At 68.2% G+C, this 19122-nt stretch carries 4 protein-coding genes; 1 reads left to right on the forward strand and 3 read right to left on the reverse strand.

Translation table 11 applies throughout. The features are described from left to right. Window positions 1-174: 174 nt before the first annotated feature. Window positions 175-3072: an EAL domain-containing protein gene (locus tag FQ746_RS07185; RefSeq protein ID WP_409932377.1), complete on the forward strand. Its 2898-nt coding sequence runs from the start codon at window positions 175-177 to the stop codon at window positions 3070-3072. A 142-nt stretch (window positions 3073-3214) separates the two neighbouring features. Here the strand turns inward: FQ746_RS07185 and FQ746_RS07190 are convergent, their stop codons facing one another. The 3 genes from FQ746_RS07190 to FQ746_RS07200 all read right to left on the reverse strand — a co-directional run bounded on the left by FQ746_RS07190 (window position 3215) and on the right by FQ746_RS07200 (window position 18934). Continuing rightward, window positions 3215-16213, reverse strand: a complete 12999-nt coding sequence (locus FQ746_RS07190) for an AIDA repeat-containing protein (RefSeq protein WP_144108246.1) — start codon at window positions 16211-16213, stop codon at window positions 3215-3217. Between the two features lie 86 nt (window positions 16214-16299). Continuing rightward, the gene (locus FQ746_RS07195; RefSeq protein ID WP_144108247.1) at window positions 16300-17625 is read right to left on the reverse strand and encodes an autotransporter strand-loop-strand O-heptosyltransferase; all 1326 of its coding nucleotides are present in this window, start codon (window positions 17623-17625) and stop codon (window positions 16300-16302) included. A 298-nt stretch (window positions 17626-17923) separates the two neighbouring features. Beyond that, on the reverse strand, window positions 17924-18934 hold the full coding sequence (locus FQ746_RS07200; RefSeq protein WP_186310664.1) for an AraC family transcriptional regulator: 1011 nt from the start codon (window positions 18932-18934) through the stop codon (window positions 17924-17926). Between the last annotated feature and the right edge of the window lie 188 nt (window positions 18935-19122).

Consider the following 19122-nt stretch of genomic DNA (forward strand, 5'->3'; position numbering starts at 1 on the left):
AGCGAATTGCAAATTGTTAAATGCGCGTGCCTCGTCATTCGGTTTGGGATGCATGCAAATGACTGATTGCATGGAGCGCTAATGAAGAGTGTTTCCGGGGACCACGATTTGCCGGACGAGAATCAAAACGATCGGCCAGGTGCTGCTGCCGTCTATCCGGCGCCCGGCCCGACCATGCCGATCGCCGCGACGCCTTCTATCGACACATTGTTAGAAGCCTCACGCAACCGCATTCGCGCGCGCGACTGGGCGTGGTACCGGGCGGGATCGACGTTGCGGCTCGCCGCCCATGCGGAAACGGAGACTGTGTGGCCGGAGCAGATATCCCCCGACGCGTTCAACGCGTTTTGCGAATCGCGTGGCTTGAGAGGCTGGCCGACGGGCGGTGAAGGCAAGGCGCAAGGCTGGCTGCTCGCGCCGCGGGCCGACGCGAATAACGACGCAAATAGCGACGCAAGCAACGACCCAGGCAACGAAACCCAGGACGAAGCCCTCGCCGCATTCGCCAATGCGCTAGGCCTTCAACTGCTGGCCGATGCACTGGTTCGGGCCCAGAACACGCAACGCGTGCTCTACGAAATCGCGTATATCGCCAGTTCGATCCGCGAGCGTTCGGCTTTTTTGCATGCGGTGCACCGGCAACTCGCCACCATCATCGACGCGGAGAACTTTTATCTCGCGCTCTACGAGCCGGAAACCCGCCGCATTACCTACCCCTATTACGTCGATGTCATCGACGTCGAAGCGCTCGAATCGGAGAGCTACGACATTCTCGATCCGAACCGCCTCTCGCTGACCGGTCAGGTTCTGACGAGCGGACAACCGTTGCTGATCGACGCCGCCGACATGCTGAAGGCCGAGTCGGAAGGGCGTTTCCATTGCGTCGGCGACCGGCCCGAATTCTGGATGGGCGCGCCGCTCAAGAACGCTTCCGACGAAGTGTTCGGCATGATCGCCATGCAGGTGTACGACGTGTCGCGTATCTACAGCGCGGAAGACCGCGCGTTGTTTCTGGTAGTCGCGCGTCACGTCGCAATGGCGCTCGACCGGATCCTTCACCGCGCGAATCTGGAAGACACGGTGTCGCGCCGGACCTCGGAACTCTCCGAACTGAACGCCGCGCTGCGCCAGGAAGTGGTGGAACGAAAGCGCGCGGAGCATCTGCAAGCCGCGCTCTTCAAGATTGCGGAACTCTCCAGCGCGTCGGGCGATATGGTCGAGTTCTTTCGCAGTTTGCACGGCATCGTGGCCGAACTGCTGTACGCGCATAACTTCTATATCGCGCTTTACGACGAGAAAACGGCGACCGTGTCGTTTCCGTATTACGTCGACGAACTGGTTCAGGAACAGCCGCGCCCGCGGCGTTACAAGCGCGGCTTCACCGAGTATGTCATCGCGCTGCGTCGCCCCTGTCTGTTCGATCGGGAAGAAGCCGAGCGTCTGATTCGCGAAGGCCGGATCGAAGTCGACCACGACCGGCTTCATCTGCGTTCGTGGCTCGGCATTCCGCTATTCGAAGGCGGTATTGTGCGCGGCATGCTGGCGGTGCAAAGCTATTCGGACGACGTGCGGTACACCGCGCGCGATCAGGAACTGCTGACGTTCGTATCGCGCCATATCGACACCGCGTTGTCGCGACGCAGCGCCGCCGACGCGCTGCATGCGTCCAATCTTGAACTCGAAGCCCGCGTGCAGGACCGCACGCGTGAACTCGACCGGGCCAATGCGCAACTACTGTTCGAGAACTATCACGACGCGCTGACGGGCTTGCCGAATCGCAGCCATCTGCTCGAGCGGCTCGGCGCGGAATGGATCGAGCATCGTGACTTCGGTCATGAACTGGCCGTGATGTTTCTCGACCTCGACCGCTTCAAGGTCGTCAACGACAGTCTCGGTCATCATTTCGGCGATCAACTGCTGGTGCTGGCGGCGGGGCGTCTGCGCGACTGTCTCGGCGAGGGCGACATGCTGGCGCGGCTCGGCGGCGACGAGTTCGCGATTCTCTCGCCGGCCGGCTCGCTCGAAGCGGCCGTGGCGGTCGCGGAGCGCATCCTGTCCGCCTTCGACCTGCCGTTTCATATCGACGACCACGTGGTGTTCTCGTCGTGCAGCATCGGCATCGTGACGGCGGAGCATCAATTTCACACGGAAGCCGCGGACCTGCTGCGCGATGCCGATACCGCGATGTATCGCGCGAAAAACGGCGGACGCGACAGCTACGTGGTGTTCAACCAGGAACTGCGCCGCGAAGTGTCCGACCAGATGCAGCGCGAAGGCGCGCTGCGCAGCGCGCTCAAACGCGACGACGAACTCGTGCCGTTCTTCCAGCCGATCGTCTGCACGGTCACCGGCCGTCTGACGGCGCTCGAAGCGCTGGTGCGCTGGCGGCAGCCGGACGGGCGGCTGCTCGCGCCCGGCGAATTCCTCCCCGCGATGGAAGGCATGCGGCTGATCGGCCGGCTCGACCTGTACATGCTGAACAGCGTCGCGGCGATTCTCGCGCAGCCCGAGCATGCCGGCTGGCCGCCGGTGCACGTGAACTGTTCGAGCTACAGCATGACGCGCGAGGATTTCGCCGACGATATCCTCGCGCTGCTGCAACAGCACGGCGTCGCGCCGTCGCGAATCTGCCTGGAGCTGACCGAAGGCGCGTTGATCGCGGAGCCGGAGATCGCGCGTCAAACCATGCAGCGTCTGACCGATCACGGCGTGTCGGTGGTGCTGGACGATTTCGGCACGGGCTTCTCGTCGCTCAGCTACGTGCATCAGTACCGCTTCAGCGGCCTGAAAGTGGACAAGTCGTTCATCTTCGGACTGACATCGAGTCCGCGCACGCGGGCGCTCGTGCGCGCCATCGTGCGGATGGCGGAGTCGCTCGATCTCGGCGTGGTCGCGGAAGGCGTCGAAGACGTCGCGGCGCTGGCCGCGTTGCGCGAAATCGGCGCGGCGCATGCGCAAGGCTATTACATCGCGAAGCCGATGCCGCTCGAGGCGCTTACCGAAGCGCTGCGCGCGGGCAAGGCGCAACAGTGGCTCGCGCCCGACCCGCGCGGCGAGGCCATGGCAGGCTAGCGGGCGGTTGCATTCCCGCCCGGCCTGACGAAGGAATCGACATAAAAGAACGCCGGTGCGCTGCAAAGCGCACCGGCGTTTTCGTTGGGACCGCCGCAACAGCAGCGGCGCCAGCGTCGGGCCCCGCAGGGCCCGACAGGCTTTACCACTTCCAGTTCAGGCCAACCGCACCGCTGTAGTCCTGCTCGTGCTTGCCGGCATCGACGGCAACATGGGCGAACACCGACGCGTGACGGCCGATCTCCCAGCTTCCGCCGGTCGCCACGTGCGCGACCGTGCGGGCGAGCGGCGTGCCCGACACCTGGTAGACCGTACCCGGTGCGCTGGCGAACGCGGCGTTGAGCGACTGTCCGAGGCTGCCGATGCGCTGCTGCATGTTCGCATCGATTTCCCACGTGTTGCTCGCCCCGTCGGCGCGCTTCTGCGTGAACAGATACCGCACGCCTGCCACACCCGTCGTCGCGGCCTGGCTGCTGCCCTGATAGACGAGATCGAACACGTTGCCGTTGCCTTCGCCGTAACCGTCCTGGCTATAGCGACCCACGCGCATGCCGACATACGGCTGCAACGTCATGTCGTCACGCAGATGCAGGTTCAGGCCGCCTTCCGCGTAAGCCGTCGCCGCGCGCGTTTCGGTGCTGCCTTGCGGCGAGCCCGCGAGGTCGCCGAAGGCGATCGCACGGTTCACCGAATTGCTCCAGCGGCCGATCCCCGCCGTCGCCCGTGCATAGAACGGTTGCGCGGCAGGTTGCCATGCGCCGTACACCAGCGCCTGCCAGCCGTTCGCATGACCGCTCGCACCCGGTTCGCCGAAGCTCAGGTCGCTGTAGTCCGCATCGACCGCCACGCCGACCCGCACGTCGCGAACCACTTCGTGATCGACGCCGATGGTCAGCGAACTGGTGCGTGCGTCGAGCGCGGTGCTGCCCACCGACTCGCTGCCCGCCGTATGCGACTGACCGTAACGCACGGTCGCCCACACGTCGTCCGACGGACGCGCCAGCGCGGTGGCGGTCTGACGATCGCCGACTGCGTTGCCGAATGCTTCCGTGCTCTGCCGCGCGACGCGCAGCAGACCGGTCGCTTCCTGACCCGACATCTCGTTCAACGCGGTTTGCGCGCCGGTCTTCGATTCGAGCAGCAGGCTGTCGGTGATCGTGTTGCCGCCGGCCGCATAGATGCGGTTCAGCGCGCTCGCCACCTGCAACTGGTTCTGGTTCTGACCGACCAGACCGAAGCCCGCGAAGGCGCCGCTCTGATAGAACAGCGACGTGATGTTCAACGTGAGGTCGACTTCCTGCGCCGCATACGACAACGTCGGCGTGAGGTACGCGTAATCCATCGAGACGCCCGCGAACGCGCCCGTCAGCGTGCCCGTGTAGGAGAGGATGGTGTACTTCGTGCCCGACTTCCACGTGTCCGGCGAGGCGATCACGCTGACCTTCGCGCCGCCGTCGGCACCGCTCTGCGCGATGCTCACGTCGCCCGTCACCGCTACGCTGCCGGCCTGGCCCGCCGCGGTCGCGCTGACCACGAAGGTCGAGCCGTCGTTGAGCGCGAGGTTGCCGTTCACGTGCAAGGTCTGACCCGGCGTGGTCGCCGCGAGCGTGCCGCCCGCGTTGACCGTCGCGTTGCCGGTCAACGTGCCGCTGCCCAGCAGCGTGCCGCCGCTGTTCACCGCCACGTTCGCCGTCGTCAGCGTGTCGACCTGCACGGTGCCGCCGTCGTCCTCGATGCCGAGGCTCGCGCTGGCGAGATCCGTCACGAGACCGCCGCTCGTCACCACGAGGCCGGCCACGTCGCCGTCGCCGGTCACCGTGCCGCCGCTATTCACCAGCGTGTTGCTCACGAGGCTGCCCGAGAGCACCTGTTGCAAACCGCCCGCGTTGACGGTCGTGCTGGTGGCGGTGCCGCCCGAACTGACCACCTGCGTGCCGCCGTTCAGCGTCGCGCTGGTGGCGACGCCGTCCGCCTGAACTTCCTGCAGACCGCCGCTGTTCACGACCGCATTGACCGCCGCGCCGCCGAACGCCACCTGCTGCACACCGCCGCTGTTGACCACGGTGTTGTACGCATAGCCTTCGATCACGCCGTCCACATACTGCAGACCGCCCGCGTTGACGGTGGTGTCGGTCGCGACGCCGCCGCCCAGGATGTTCTGCGTGCCGCCGTTGATCGTCGTGCCGCTCGCCACGCCGCCGTCGGTCAAGGTTTGCGTGCCGCTCGCCGCCACGGTCGTCGAGTTGGCGACACCGCCCGAACTCACGTTCTGCGTGCCGCCGTCCGCGACGGTGGTGTTCTGCGCGACGCCGCCCGACGTGACCGTCTGGGTGCCGCTCGTGCCCGTGACGGTGGTGTTGCTCGCCGTCCCCGCGACGGTCTGGCTGCCGCCCGCGCTCACGCTGGTACCGGTGGCGCTGCCGCCCGCCGCGACCTGCTGGGTGCCCGAGTCGGCGACCGTCGCGTCGACGGCCGAGCCGCCCGACGAAACCGTCTGCGTGCCGCCCGACACCAGCGAACCGCTCGCCACGCCGCCTGCCAGCACGTTCTCGGTGCCGCCCGAGCCGACATGCGTGCTTTGCGCGCTGCCGCCCGACAGCACGTTGAAGACGCCGCCGTTCTCGACCAGCACGTTCGAACCCACGTTGCCGCTTACCTGGAAGGTGCCGCTCGCGTTCGAGCCGCTCACCGTCGCCGAGGTATCGGTGACGAGCGCGCCGCCCGCGCTCTGCTGGATCGTCGCGCTGCCCGCGCCGGTCACGGTGGCCGTGCCGCCGCTCGTCAAGGTGACGCCGCCGGCCGTACCGCCGCTCGACACCGTCAGCGAACCGCCGCTGTTGACGGTGGTGCCGCTCGCCGTGCCGCCTGCCGTGACGGTCTGCGTGCCGCCGCTCGACACCGTGGCGTCCGTCGAGCTGCCGCCCGAGGAAATGGCCTGCGTGCCGCCGCTCGTCACCTGCGTGCCGGTGACGGTGCCCCCGTCGGTGACCGTCTGCGTGCCGCCGCCGGAGACCGTGACGCTGTTCGCGGCACCGCCCGACGAGACGTACTGATTGCCGCCGCTGCCGACCGTGACGGAGCCTGCGCTACCGCCCGAGGACACCCGCTGGATACCGCCCGAGCTGACGACGGTGCCGGTCACGATGCCGCCCGACGCGACGTCCTGCTCGCCGCCGTTGTCGACGGTCGTGTCGATGGCGGTGCCGCCGGTTTGCACCGTCTGCAGGCCGCCGCCGGCCACCAGCGTCGAGATGGAGCTACCGCCCGCCGCGACGTTCTGCGTGCCGCCGGACAGCACCTGGGTGCTCGATGCGACGCCGCCCGACTGCACGGTTTGCAGACCGGCCGACGCGACCGTCGTGCCGACGGTGAGACCGCCCGCCGCGACGGTTTCCACGCCGCCTGCATTGACCGTCGTGCCGCTGGCTTTGCCGCCCGCGTCGATGGTCTGCGATCCGCCTTGCAACACGCTGCCGCTCGCGAGGCCGGCCGATGCGACGGTCAAGGTGCCGCCGCTGTTAATGACCGTGCCGGTGGCCTTGCCGTTCGCACCGACCGAAACCGAGCCCGCCGATGCGACTTGCGTCGCCGCCGCCTTGCCGCCGGAGGTGACCGAGACCGTGCCGCCCGAGCCGACCTGCGTGCCGTTGGCGAGGCCCGCGACGATGACCGTGCCGCCTTCGCTGACCGTGGTGCCGCTGGCCACGCCGCTCGCTGCGATCTTCTGTTCGCCGCCTGCAACGACCGTCGCGCCGACTGCCGTGCCGCTGACGAGCTGTTCGCCGCCGCTCACGAGCGTGCCGGTGGCGCTGCCGCCGGCCGACACTTTTTCCGTCCCCGCGCTGCCCACCTGGGTGCCGAACGACTGACCGCCCGACAGCACGGTGAAGCTGCCGCCGTTCTCGAGCAGCACGCCCGACGCGACGTTGCCGACGATCGAGAATGCGCCGTCCGCGTTGATGCCGTTCGTGATCGTGCCCGACGTGTCGGCCACGAGCTTGCCGCCCGCCAGCTGGTCGACGCCATTCACGGTGCCGCCCGCAACCAGCTTGAGTTCGCCGCCGGCCTCGAGGGTCGACGCGTTCGCGCTGCCGCCGGCCTGCACCGTTTGCACGCCGCCCGCGTCGACGGTCGTGGCCGACGCGACGCCGGCCGAGGCCACCGCCTGCACGGCCCCTGCACCGACCGTGGTCGTGCCGGCAATACCGCCGGCCTGCACGTTCTGCGTGGCCGAGGTGAGTGTCGTGCCGTCGGCCTCGCCCGCAACGTTCTGCACGCCGCCGACGAGGCTTGCGCCGATCGATTCGCCATTCGGCGCGATGTTCTGCGTACCGCCCGAGACCACTGCATCGATCGCCGTGCCCGACACGTTTTGCGTGCCCGTCGCGCCGATGGCGGTGCCGGTTGCCGACCCGCCAGCCGCGACGGTTTGCGCCGCGCCGCCGTCGACACTGCCGCCGCTCGCGCTGCCGCCCGAAGCGACAGTTTGCAACGCGTTCGCGCCTGCAACCGTGGTGCCGCTCACCGAACCGTAGACGGTCTGCGTGCCGGACACGAGCGTGTTCAGCGCCGTGCCGGACACGACCTGGGTCGCGCCTGCATCGATGGTGGTCCCGGAAGCGACACCGCCCGTCGACACGTCCTGGATCGCGCCGCTTTCGATCTCGCCGCCCGACGCCGTGCCGCCGGCGAAAATGGTCTGCGAGCCGCCCGACTTGACGTCGGTATCGACCGCCATGCCGGTGCCACCCACCGATTGCGTACCCGCCGACACCACGGTGCCCGTCGCCGTGCCGCTCGCGATCTTCTGCTCGCCGCCTGCGATGACCGTATTCACCGCGCTGCCGCCGTCGACGATCTGCTCGCCGTTCGCCGTCACGATGCCGCCGCTGGCGACGCCGCCCAGCACCTGCTGCAAGCCACCCGAGCCGACGCTCGTATTGGTCGCCGTCGCGCCGCTCGACACCACTTGCAAACCGCCCGCGATCACGGTCGCCGAGACCGCCGCGCCGTCGAGCACCTGCTCGCCGCCCGACACCAGCGAACCGCTCGCCACGCCGCCGGCCAGCACGGTTTCCGTGCCGCCCGAGCCGACGTGCGTAGCGACCGACTTGCCGCCCGACAGCACGCTGAACGCGCCGCCGTCTTCGACCAGCACGTTCGAGCCGACATTGCCGCTCACCTGGAACGTGCCGCTCGCGTTCGTGCCGCTCACCGTCGCCGAGGTATCGGTGACGAGCGCGGCGCCCGACGCCTGCGCAATGGTCGCGCTGCCCGCGCCGGTAATGGTCGCGGTGCCGCCGCTCGTCAGGGCGACGTTGCTGGCCGTCCCGCCGCTGGACACCGTGAGCGAACCGCCGCTCTGGATCAGCGAACCGGTGGCCGAACCGCCGGCCGTGACCGTCTGCTGACCGCCGCCCGACACGACCGCGTCGAGCGATGCGCCGCCCGACGAAACGGCCTGCAGGCCGCCGCTCGAGACCTGCGAGCCGCTGACGTTGCCGCCGGCGAGCACGGTTTGCACGCCGCCGTCGGCGATCGAGACGCCGTCCGCGTTGCCGCCCGACGACACGTACTGGTTACCGCCGCTGCCGAGCGAGACGCCGCCCGCGCTGCCGCCCGCCGACACGCGCTGGACACCGCCCGCGCTGACGACGGTGCCGGTGGCCGTGCCGCCCGAGGCGACGTCCTGCTCGCCGCCGTTGGCGACGGTCGTATCGATGGCGGTACCGCCGGTCTGCACGGTCTGCAGGCCGCCGCTACCCACTTGCGTCGTCACGGCGCTGCCGCCTGCCGCGACGTTCTGCGTGCCGCCCGACTGTACTTGCGTGGCCGAGGCGACGCCGCCCGACTGGACGTTCTGCAGGCCGCTGCCCGAGACCGTCGTGCCCACGGCGAGACCGCCGTTGGCGACGGTTTCGACACCGCCCGCGTCGACGATCGTGCCGCTTGCCTGACCGCCCGCGTCGATGGTCTGCGCGCCGCCTTGCAACACGCTGCCGCTCGCGAGGCCTGCCGAGGCGACGGTCAATGCGCCGCCGCTGCCGATCTGCGCGTCGTTGGCCGTGCCGCCCGCCTGAACCGTCACCGCGCCGCCTGCGCTAACGGACGTGCCGTTGGCGATACCGCCCGACGCGACCGTCTGCTGACCGTTGCCCAGCACGGTGGTGCCGGTGGCCGTGCCGCTCACGCGTTGCGTGCCGCCGTCGACCTGCGCGCCGGTGGCGCTACCGCCTGCCGCGACGATTTCCGTCCCGGCGCTACCTACTTGCGTGCCGAACGATTGACCGCCGGACAGCACCGTGAAGCTGCCGCCGTTCTCGACCAGCACGCCGGAAGCGACGTTGCCGACGATCGAGAACGCGCCCGACGCGTTGGTGCCGCTGGTGATCGTGCCCGACGTATCGGCGACCAGAGTGGCGCCCGCCTGCTGATCGAGGCCGGCGACCGTGCCGCCTGCCGCCAGCGTCAACTGACCGCCGGACGATACGGTCGACGAGGTCGCGTGACCGCCCGACTGAACCGTCTCGAGGCCGCCCGCGACGACGCTGGTGCCGGTCGCGTCGCCGGTTGCCGTCACGGTCTGCGAGCCGCCCGACGTGACGGTGGTGGCCAATGCCAAACCGGCTACCTGTTGTGAAGCGCCGTCGCCGACCTGTGCGGAAACCGCCGTGCCGCCGACCTGGACGTTTTGCGTCGCCGAGGTCAGCGAGGTGCCGAACGCCGTGCCCGCGACGTTTTCGACGCCGCCCGTGAAGCTCGCACCGATCGACTGACCGCCGGCCGCGACGTTCTGCGTGCCGCCCGAGACGACCGTGTCGTTCGCCGTGCCCGACACGTTCTGCGTGCCCGACGCGCCGATGGTCGTGCCGTTTGCCGTGCCGCCGAGCGCGACGGTCTGCGAGCCGCCGCCGTCGACGCTGCCGCCTGCCGCGAGGCCGCCCGAGGCGACTGTTTGCAGCGCGCTCGCGCCGTCGACGGTGGTACCGGAGGCCGTACCGTAGACGGTCTGTGTGCCCGACACGGTGGTGTTCACCGCGCTGCCGGAGACGACCTGCGTCGCGCCCGCATCGATCAGTCCGTCCGACGCCGTGCCGGACGCGTTGACGGTCTGCGTGCCGCCGCTTTCGACTTCGCCGCCGGCTGCCGTGCCACCCGCGTTGATGGTCTGGATACCGCCGGACTTCACGTCCGTACCGATGGCCGTGCCGCTGTTGGCCACCACCTGCGTTCCTGCGGAAACCACCGTGCCGCTCGCCGTGCCGGCAGTGACTTTCTGTTCGCCGCCCGTCACGACCGTGTTCACCGTGCTGCCGCCGGTGACCACCTGCTCGCCGCCCGTGGCGACCGTGCCGCCGCTCGCGACGCCGCCCGACAGCACCTGCTGGATGCCGCTCGCGCCGACGCTCGTGTTGCTCGCCGTGCCGCCGCTGGACACGATCTGCTTGCTGCCGGAGACGACCGAGGTATCGACGGCCGTGCCGTCGACGATCTGATTGCCGCCCGACAACAGCGAGCCGCTCGCCACGCCGCCCGCGGCGACGGTTTGCACACCGCCTGCGAGGACCGTGGTGGCCGTGCTCGAACCGCCCGCGTCGAGCAGTTGCGAGCCGCCGGAGGACACGATCGTGCCCGTGGCGACGCCGCCCGATGCCACGTCTTCGAGACCCGCGGAGCCGACGTGCGTGTTGCTGGCCGTGCCGTTCGCTTCGACGGTGAAGGCGCCGCCGTTTTCGACCAGCACGTTGGTGGCCGAATTGTTCGCCACCGAGAAGCTGCCGTTCGCGTTGGTGCCGCTGACCGTCGCGTCGGTATTCGCGACGAGTGCCGCGCCCGACATCTGATTAACGTCGGTGGCCGTTGCGCCGCCCTGCACCGACAGCGCGCCACCGGCGGCCACCGTGGTCGCCGCCGCGCTGCCGCCTGCCAGCACGACGGTCTGACCGCCGCTGTTCACGGTGCTCGCGCTGGCGAGCCCGCCGTTGTCGATCTGCTGCGTGCCGCCGCTTTGCACCGTGGTGGCCGAGGCAACGCCGCCGTCGGCCACTTCGAGCGTGCCGCCCGCTACCGTGGCCGCGTTCATCGTACCGCCCGAACCGACGCTGGCCGAACCGCCGGTCGCAACCGTCGTCCCGGTCGCGATACCGTTGCCGGTGACGGCCTGCACGCCGCCGGAAGAGACCGTGGTGGTGGTGGCCGTGCCGCCCGTGACGTTCTGCGTACCGCCCGCGAAGACCTGCGTGCCGCCCGCGCTGCCGCCCGAACTGACGTTTTGCGTCCCGCCGCTCACCAGCGTGCCGCTCGCCGACCCTTCGACGTCCTGCTCGCCGCTATAAATCGTGGTGCCCGTTGCCGTGCCGCCCGACTGCACCACCTGCGTACCGCCGGCGAGAATGGCGTCGGTGCCGCTCGCGCCGTCGCCGAGCGTCATCGCGCCGTTGGCTTCGACGGTCGTGCCGGAGGCGACGCCGCCGCTATGCACGTTCTGATTGCCGCCCGCCAGCACCGTGGTGCCGGACGCGGTGCCGTCGACGTCCTGATAACCGGCGATGTCGGCGTATACCGTCGTGCCGCCGGCCGAGACGTACTGTTCCGCGAAGGCGTCCACCGTCGCGCCGCTGGTCACGCCGCCGGAGTTCACCACCTCCGCGCTCGAACTGCCCACGTGGGTGTTGATGGACGTGCCGCCGGACAACACGGTGAGCACCCCGGAGTTCTCCACATCCACGTTCGACGCGACGTTGCCGCTGATGCGGAAGGATCCGTCCGGGTTGGTGCCCGACACCAGCGCGCCGGTATCGGCGTACAGTGCCGCGCCGCTCTGCTGCGTGACGCCGAGCGCCGAGCCGCCCGCGACGATCGTCAGGTTGCCGCCCGAGGCGACCGTGGTGCCCGACGCGTAGCCTCCCGACGATACCTGTTCCGAACCGCTGGCATTGACCACCGTGCCGGAAGCGCGTCCACCGGACAGCACCTGCTGTTCGCCGCCGTCGATGGTCGCGCCGGTCGCCACCGCGCCCGAGGCGACGATCTGCGCGCCGGACTGGACTTGCGTGCCGGCCGCGACACCGCCGCTCGTCACCGTTTGCGTGCCGCCCGACACCGTCGTCGCGCTGGCGAGGCCGCCTGCGCTGATCAACTGGTTGCCGCCGTCCTCGACCGTCGTACCGCTGGCGTAGCCGCCGGCCGACACCGTTTCCGTCCCGCCGCTCGACACCGTCGTGCCGTAGCCGACGCCGCCCGACAGCAGCAGGCTGCCGCCGTTGCTTACATCGGTGTTGCTCGCCGTCGTGCCGGTCAGCACGGACAGCGTGCCGCCGTCCACTTGGGTCGAATCGACCGTCGCGCTGTTCTGCACCGTCATCGAACCGCCCGCGAGCAGCGTGGCCGAGGTGGCCAGCGCGCCGGAGTTGGCGACCGTCAGCGTGCCGCCGCTCGAAACGACCGAGCCGGTGCTTTGGCCGTTGACCGTGACCGTGCCGCCGTTCTGGATCTGCGAGCCCGATTCGGCGCCGTACTGGCCGATGGTCTGGCTGGCGCCGCTGCTCACGACGGTGCCGCTAGCCATCCCGCTCGTGACGGTTTCCGTCGCGCCGCCCGACAGCAGCGTGCCGACGGTCGTGCCGGTGATCAGGTTGACCGTGGTGCCGGATGCCGCGACCGTGCCGACGGCCGTGCCGCCGTTCACGGTCAGCGAGCCGCTGTTGAATTGCGTGTCGCTGGTGACGCCGTCGTAGACGACCTGGGTGCCGCCTGCCAGCGTCGCGCCGCTCGTGACGCCGCCTTCGACGTAGTCCACCGCGCCGGCCGAAATGACCGTGCCGGTGGTCGTGCCGCCGAGCACGTATTCTTCTGCACCGCTTTTCAGTTGCGTGTCCTGCACGGAGGCCGTGCCGGACACCATCAGGAAGCCCGACGCGCCGATGACCGCGCCGCTGGTCACGCCGCCGTAGGCATAGAGCTGCGCATCGCTGCCGACGCTGACGTTGTTGAGCGTGCCGCCGCGGACCACGCCGGTGCCGTACGTGCCGATCGTCACGTCCTGCGCAAGGCCGCCCGACACGGTGATGGTGCCGGCGCTGCCGACGGTGGTCGCGCTGGCGGTGCCGCCGGTCAGCACCGTCAGTTGGCCGCCGTCTTCCGCGACCACGTTCGACGCGACATTGCCGCTCACCGTGAAGCTGCCGAGGCGGTTCGTCGCGTTGGTGATGGTGGCCGACGTGTTGGTGACGAGCGCGCCGCCCGACGAGATGGCGACGGTATCCGCGACGCCGCCCGCATCCACTTCGAGACCGCCCGAATTGGCTACCGTCACCGAGGTCGCGATGCCGCCGCTGCTGACCGTGGCGCTGCCATAAGTGCCGACCGTGGTCGACGTCGCCGAGCCGCCGTCCAGCACGGTGAGCGCGCCGCCGTTTTCCGCGACCACGTTCGACGCGAAGTTGCCGCTGACCGTGAAGCTGCCGAGGCGGTTCGTCGCATTGGTGATGAGCGCCGAAGTATTGGTGATGAGCGCGGCATTCGCGCTCATCGCGACCAGATCGGCCGTGCCGCCTGCATCCACCTGCAGCGTGCCGGCACTGACCACCGTGTTACTCGCCAGGCCGCCGCTGAATACTTCGAGCTTCGCGCTGCCGCCATCGAGCACCAGGTTCGACGCGACGTTGTTCTGCACGGTGAACGCGCCCGACGTGTTCGTCGCGTTGGTGATGGTCGCCGACGTGTTGGTGATGATCTGGCCGCTGGCGCCTTGTACCAGGGAATCGGCGACACCGCCCGCGTCGACTTCGAAAATGCCGCCCGCCGAGTAGACGTTGTCGATGCCGCTGCCGCCGGCGAGCACCGTGAGGTGACCCGTGTCGACCGATTGCCCGTGCGAGATGACGCCGTTGGCGATCGTGAATGCGGTGCCGTCGCTACGCGTGTTGTTGCCGTCGACCGTCGACGAAGTGTTGGCCACGAGGCCGCCGCTCGCGTTCTGGATGACGTTGGTGGCCGTCGCGCCCGCCGCGACGCTCAGCGTGCCATTCGCATCGATGGTCGTCGAATCCGCGCTGGCGCCGGACTGCAGGTAGATCCCGCCGTTGCTCACGACCGTCGCGTTATTGGTCTGCGCGCCGCCGTAGACCATCTGTTCCGCGTAATAACCGGACACGACGGAGCTGGTCGCGACGCCGCCCGATACCACCGTGTCGGTCGAGTAGTTGCCGACCGAGGTGTGCAGTTCCGTACCGCTGTTGGTTTCCTGCGCGAAGTAGACGATCGTGCCGGACAGCACCGCATTCGACAGCGAGCCGCCCGCACTGACAGTGAGCGAGCCGCCGCTGTTGACCGTGACGGCGGCAGCCGATCCGGCGACGATCGCGTTGCCCGAGTTATTGACGCTGACGACGTCCGCGTTACCGCCCGACAGGACATTGAGCGTGCTGCCCGAGTTGACCGTCGTCGTGGAAGCCCCGGCGTTGCTCAGCACGTTCTCGGTGCTGCCCGAGTTGAGGACGGTGCTGGAGGTGACGCCTGCATTCGACACGTTGAGCGTGCTGCCCGACGTTAGCGTCGAGCTGAGCGCGTAACCGTTATCCACGTTCTGGGTGCTGCCCGACGTCAGGGTCGTGCCCGACACCATGGCGCCCGAGGTCACGTTCTGGGTACTGCCGGAGGTGAGGGTCGTGCCGCTGGCGACGCCCGTGCCGGACACGTTCTGCGTGCTGGCCGATACGGTCGTGCCGGTAACGGTGCCGGCGACGTTCTGCACACCGCCGCTCGTGATGTTCGCGCCAAGGGCGCTGCCGCCTGCGGCGACGTTCTGCGTGCCGCCGGCCGCCACCGTGTTGCTGGCGACGCCGCCGCTTTGCACGTTCTGGATGCCGCCTGCGCTCGCCACGGTGTTGCTGGTGGTGCCGCCGCTCTGCACGTTCTCGGTGCCGCCCCCGCTCGCCACGGTGCCGCTCGCGGTGCCGCCGCTCAGCACGCTGAGTTCGCTGCCGCTCGTCAGCAGCACGCGCGACGCGGCATTGCCGCTGATGCTGAACGTGGTGGCGTTGGCATTGGTGCCGGTGATGATGCCGGAGGTGGTGGCCGAGATCATCGCACCGGCTACGAGCGTGACGCCGGTGGCCGTTGCACCGGCTTCCAGCACGTCCGTGCCGCCCGCGGCGACGGTGACGGCGCTTGCCACGCCGCCCGACGCGACGTCCTGAACGCCGCCCCTGTAGACGGTCGTGGACGTCGCAAGTGCGCCCGAGCCGACGTTCTGGGTGCTTCCGCTACTGACGAAGGTGAGTTGGGCCGAGGCGCCCGACGAGACATTCTGGACGCCGCCGCTGGTCAGCGTGTTGTACAGCGCCGAGGTGCCCGAGCCGGCGACGTTCTGCGTGCCGTTGGCGACGGTGGTGTATTCCACGACGCCGGTCGAATCGACATTCTGGACGCCACCGCTGTTGACCGTGGCGAGGTAGGCCAATCCGCCCGACGAGACGTTCTGCGTGCCGCCGGTGACGGACGTGTTGTACGCCGAGCCATTGAGGGTCTGCGTGCCGCCGCTGCCGACGGTGGTGTTGGACACCACGCTGCCGAGGGCGACGGTCTGGAGGCCGCCGCTGTTGACGATCGTGCCCGACGCGATGCCGCCGGACGAGACGACCTGCGCGCCGTCGAGATTGACGCTGGTGCTGCGCGCGATGCCGCCCGAGCTGACCGTCTGGTTGCCGCCGCTATTCACGGCGGTGCTCGAGGCTACGCCGCCGGCCGACACGATCTGGCTGCCGCCGGAGTCGACCACGGAGCTAACGGTCCTGCCGCCCGAGCTGACCATCTGCGTGCCATACAGGCCGATCTGCGAGCCCGAGGCGACGCCGCTGGAAGAGACGACCTGAATGCCGCCCTGGTCGACCGTCACGGCCGACGTCACGCCGCCCGCCGACACGTTCTGCGTGCCGGCTTCGACGGTCTCGCCGGAGACCGTGATACCGCTCGTCACGTTAGTGGTAAAAACCGGCGCCGGGACGGCATGCGCCGCGGGCGCGAATGCGACGAACAGACCGAACATCGAAAACATACCGGACAGCAGGCGCGACACGGTGCGTCTGCGATTGCCGAAGACGTGCTGGCAGAATTTACGGCGAAAGGTAATTGGTTTCATTATTTCTAGTGATCTTTTATTGGTGTCCCTCGCGTCGTGCGCGATGGGATCTGGTCTCTACTCGTCTAAAGCGTGCAACGAACTCTTTACAGCGTCGAACTGGCAGCCTGAACGGCGGCGGGTACGGCCTCTCCACCTGACCCGACTCCGAACCCCGGGATGCGCCGCAAGGTGCGCCTGACCTGCTCGGGCGTGATGAGCCGCGTGCATTCGAACTGACGCGGCGTGTCCTTGTGGCGCGGACACCAGAAGAAGTCCTGGTGATCGAAACGAACCCGCTGGTCGTTCCAGCAGCCCGTGCACGCGTGGTAATTGATCACGCGGAACGGCGTCGCGAATTCGTTGTTCTCCTGCGTGAAGCCGCTGATCATGACGACCGGCGTGCGGCAAGCCCACGCGAGCCACGCGAGGCCGCTCGACAGACCGACGAAGAAATCGGCATGACGCAGCCAGCGCGCGCGCTCTTCGAGCGGCTTGTCGCCGGTCTGGTCTTCGGCGCCGTGCGGGATGTGGTTCCAGACGAGCCCCGAACCGTGCGTCGCCTTCTGGTCGATGCAGATCACGCGGTAGCCCGCTTCCTTCAGGAACGTGACGATCTCGCGCCAGCCGGTCGGATGATTCCAGTACTTGCACTGGGTCGAACTCTGCACGGCGATGCACACGTAGCGCTCTTCGATCGGACGGCTGTCGTCCGCCAGCGTGATCTCCGGCACCATCTCTTCCGGATCCACCCCGAGGATGTGGCCGGCCGTGCGGTGCAGTCCGACCTGACGGAAATCGCATGGTTGATGCACGCGGGCTTCGTCGTCGAAGAACAGGCCAATGTTGTAGGTCGCGTAGTAGCGCTTCGGGTCGACCTGCTCGTGCGTGACGAACTCGATCTCCGGATACGCGCGGCTAAAGAGCGGCGCGATCAGCGCCGACATCGCGCAGGTCAGCTTGCAGCCGTGCTTGCGCTGGAACTTCACCGCGTACGGAAACCAGCCCATCAGATCGCCGAGCGTGCCGACCGGGAACTGGATCAGCACCTCGCGATCCTTCGCGTCGTAGCGGTGAATGAAGGCCGGCTCGGCGTCCTTGCCGCGCTTCTGGATCTCGAGTTCGAACGGGACGAAATACTTCTTGCCGCTCGCCACCATGCCCGCGCCGATATCCGTCTCGAACAGGACGTTGTCGGTTTCGACGTCGCGCAGCACGACGTGCCATTCCCCTTCGGGAAGCACGACACGGCAGCCGCTGTTGAAGTCGAAGCGTGCGCCATGGCCGGCATCCTGGGTCGGCTCGGCAGCGGGGAGGGGGAACGGCGGTTTGGCGGATCCGCTGGTCGACACCAGTTGGGTCGGAGCGGCGGGCGCGGCCGGGGTATCGCCGGCAGGAACGGCAAGAATGTCGTGAGGGATCGGAGCAGTCATCGATTGAAGCGGAATGGTCCTTGAACCGGCAACCTCTCTCAGGGCTGCCGGACGAGTGGCTTACATACCGATCGATCGGACAAGGCGGGGCGGCACAACTCGGAGCGCGAAATCAAACCAGCTTGCTACTCAAACGCAAAAGGCATAACTCGGGGATCGAAGCCGCCGGGCGATGCCGTCATCTGGTAGAGCGCTGGGCATACCCTTTAACGGCAGGCGCGCCGCAGTCTTGATACCGAATGTAACGATTTGCTTAAAAAAACTTTCAGTAAGGAAAGGTAAGGGCTCGAGCGGCGATTCAAGCCTGCATGCGCAGGTCTTGCGGGGCGACGCCGAAGGCGCGCCGGAACGCGCGCGAGAAGTCGGATGCGCTCTTGAAACCCAGCGCGAAACCGATGTCCTGAACGGGGACGTGGGGGAAGTGGACGAGGTCGTGGGCCGCCGTGCGCAGCCGCACGTGGCGGATATAGGTGCCCAGTCCGCCTTCATGCTGGAATAGCCGATATAGCGTCGGCCGCGACAGCCCGAGCGAATCGACCACGGACTCGGGCGACAGATCGCTGTCGGCGAGATTCGCGCGCACGAAGCTGCGCGCGCGGTCAAAGGCCATCGCTCGCGCCAGCGCGCGTTCGCCGCCTTTCAACCCGGCCTGTTCGCCGAACGCCTCGGTAATCAGCTGCACGATTTCACGCAGGTCGCGATACGCCTCGTCGGGCGCGATGAAGCGGATACGCGCCGACAACGCGACGGTGCGCCGGACCACGTAATCCACCACCGGCAGAAGCGGCGACAGCACGCGGCCATGCAAGGCACCGGGATCGGCGAATACGTCGCGCACCGCGAGACCCGGCAGGAAGATCGTCATGTGGCGGCAGGCCTCGCGCAACACGCGCACCGGCTGATCGAGATCGACCGCGAGAATGCCGCCGTCGAGCGGCGTGCTGTCCGTTTTCGCCGGCCGGGCAAGCAGGTTATGCGGCACCGAGTCGATGAACACGTGGAAGACGAGGCTGCGCGCGCTGTCCCGCGAGATGCGCGTGATGGTCCGGTCGAGCGTCAGCCGGTCGGTGAAGCAATCCGCAAACATGAATTCGCCGACGTCGTAGCGGTCGATCGAGCCGCGAAACGGCAGCAGCACTTCCGCAAGCGACGGCACCACGTCGATGACCTGTCCCATGCGCTCGCGCCAGGCCAGCAGTTGCAGATGGGTGTCCAGCGCCGCGACGTCGAAATGCTGATGCGCGATCCGCAGACGTGGCTCGGGATCGACGGCGATGGGCAAGTTCTGGAAGTGCGTCTTGGCTGCCATGGTGCGGACGGGCGCAATCCTTTGAATAACGGGCGAACGGGAACGGTGCGTCATGATAAGACAACTTAAGCATTTGCCTACCATGTTGCCTTCGAACAGCGCCTGCGCAACTGCGCACCTGCGATGCTGCCGTAAAGTCGCGGTGGTACAGTGCTTGCCGTCTTTTCTCGTCCGAATGGGAGCGGTTC

Origin of the sequence: Paraburkholderia sp. BCC1886 (genome assembly GCF_900996245.1) — a bacterium.
Lineage (GTDB): Bacteria > Pseudomonadota > Gammaproteobacteria > Burkholderiales > Burkholderiaceae > Paraburkholderia.

Coding starts and splice junctions, on each gene's coding strand:
- FQ746_RS07185 (WP_409932377.1), top strand. CDS start 175: ATGCCGATCGCCGCGACGCCTTCTATCGACACATTGTTAGAAGCCTCA.
- FQ746_RS07190 (WP_144108246.1), bottom strand. CDS start 16,213: ATGAAACCAATTACCTTTCGCCGTAAATTCTGCCAGCACGTCTTCGGC.
- FQ746_RS07195 (WP_144108247.1), bottom strand. CDS start 17,625: ATGACTGCTCCGATCCCTCACGACATTCTTGCCGTTCCTGCCGGCGAT.
- FQ746_RS07200 (WP_186310664.1), bottom strand. CDS start 18,934: ATGGCAGCCAAGACGCACTTCCAGAACTTGCCCATCGCCGTCGATCCC.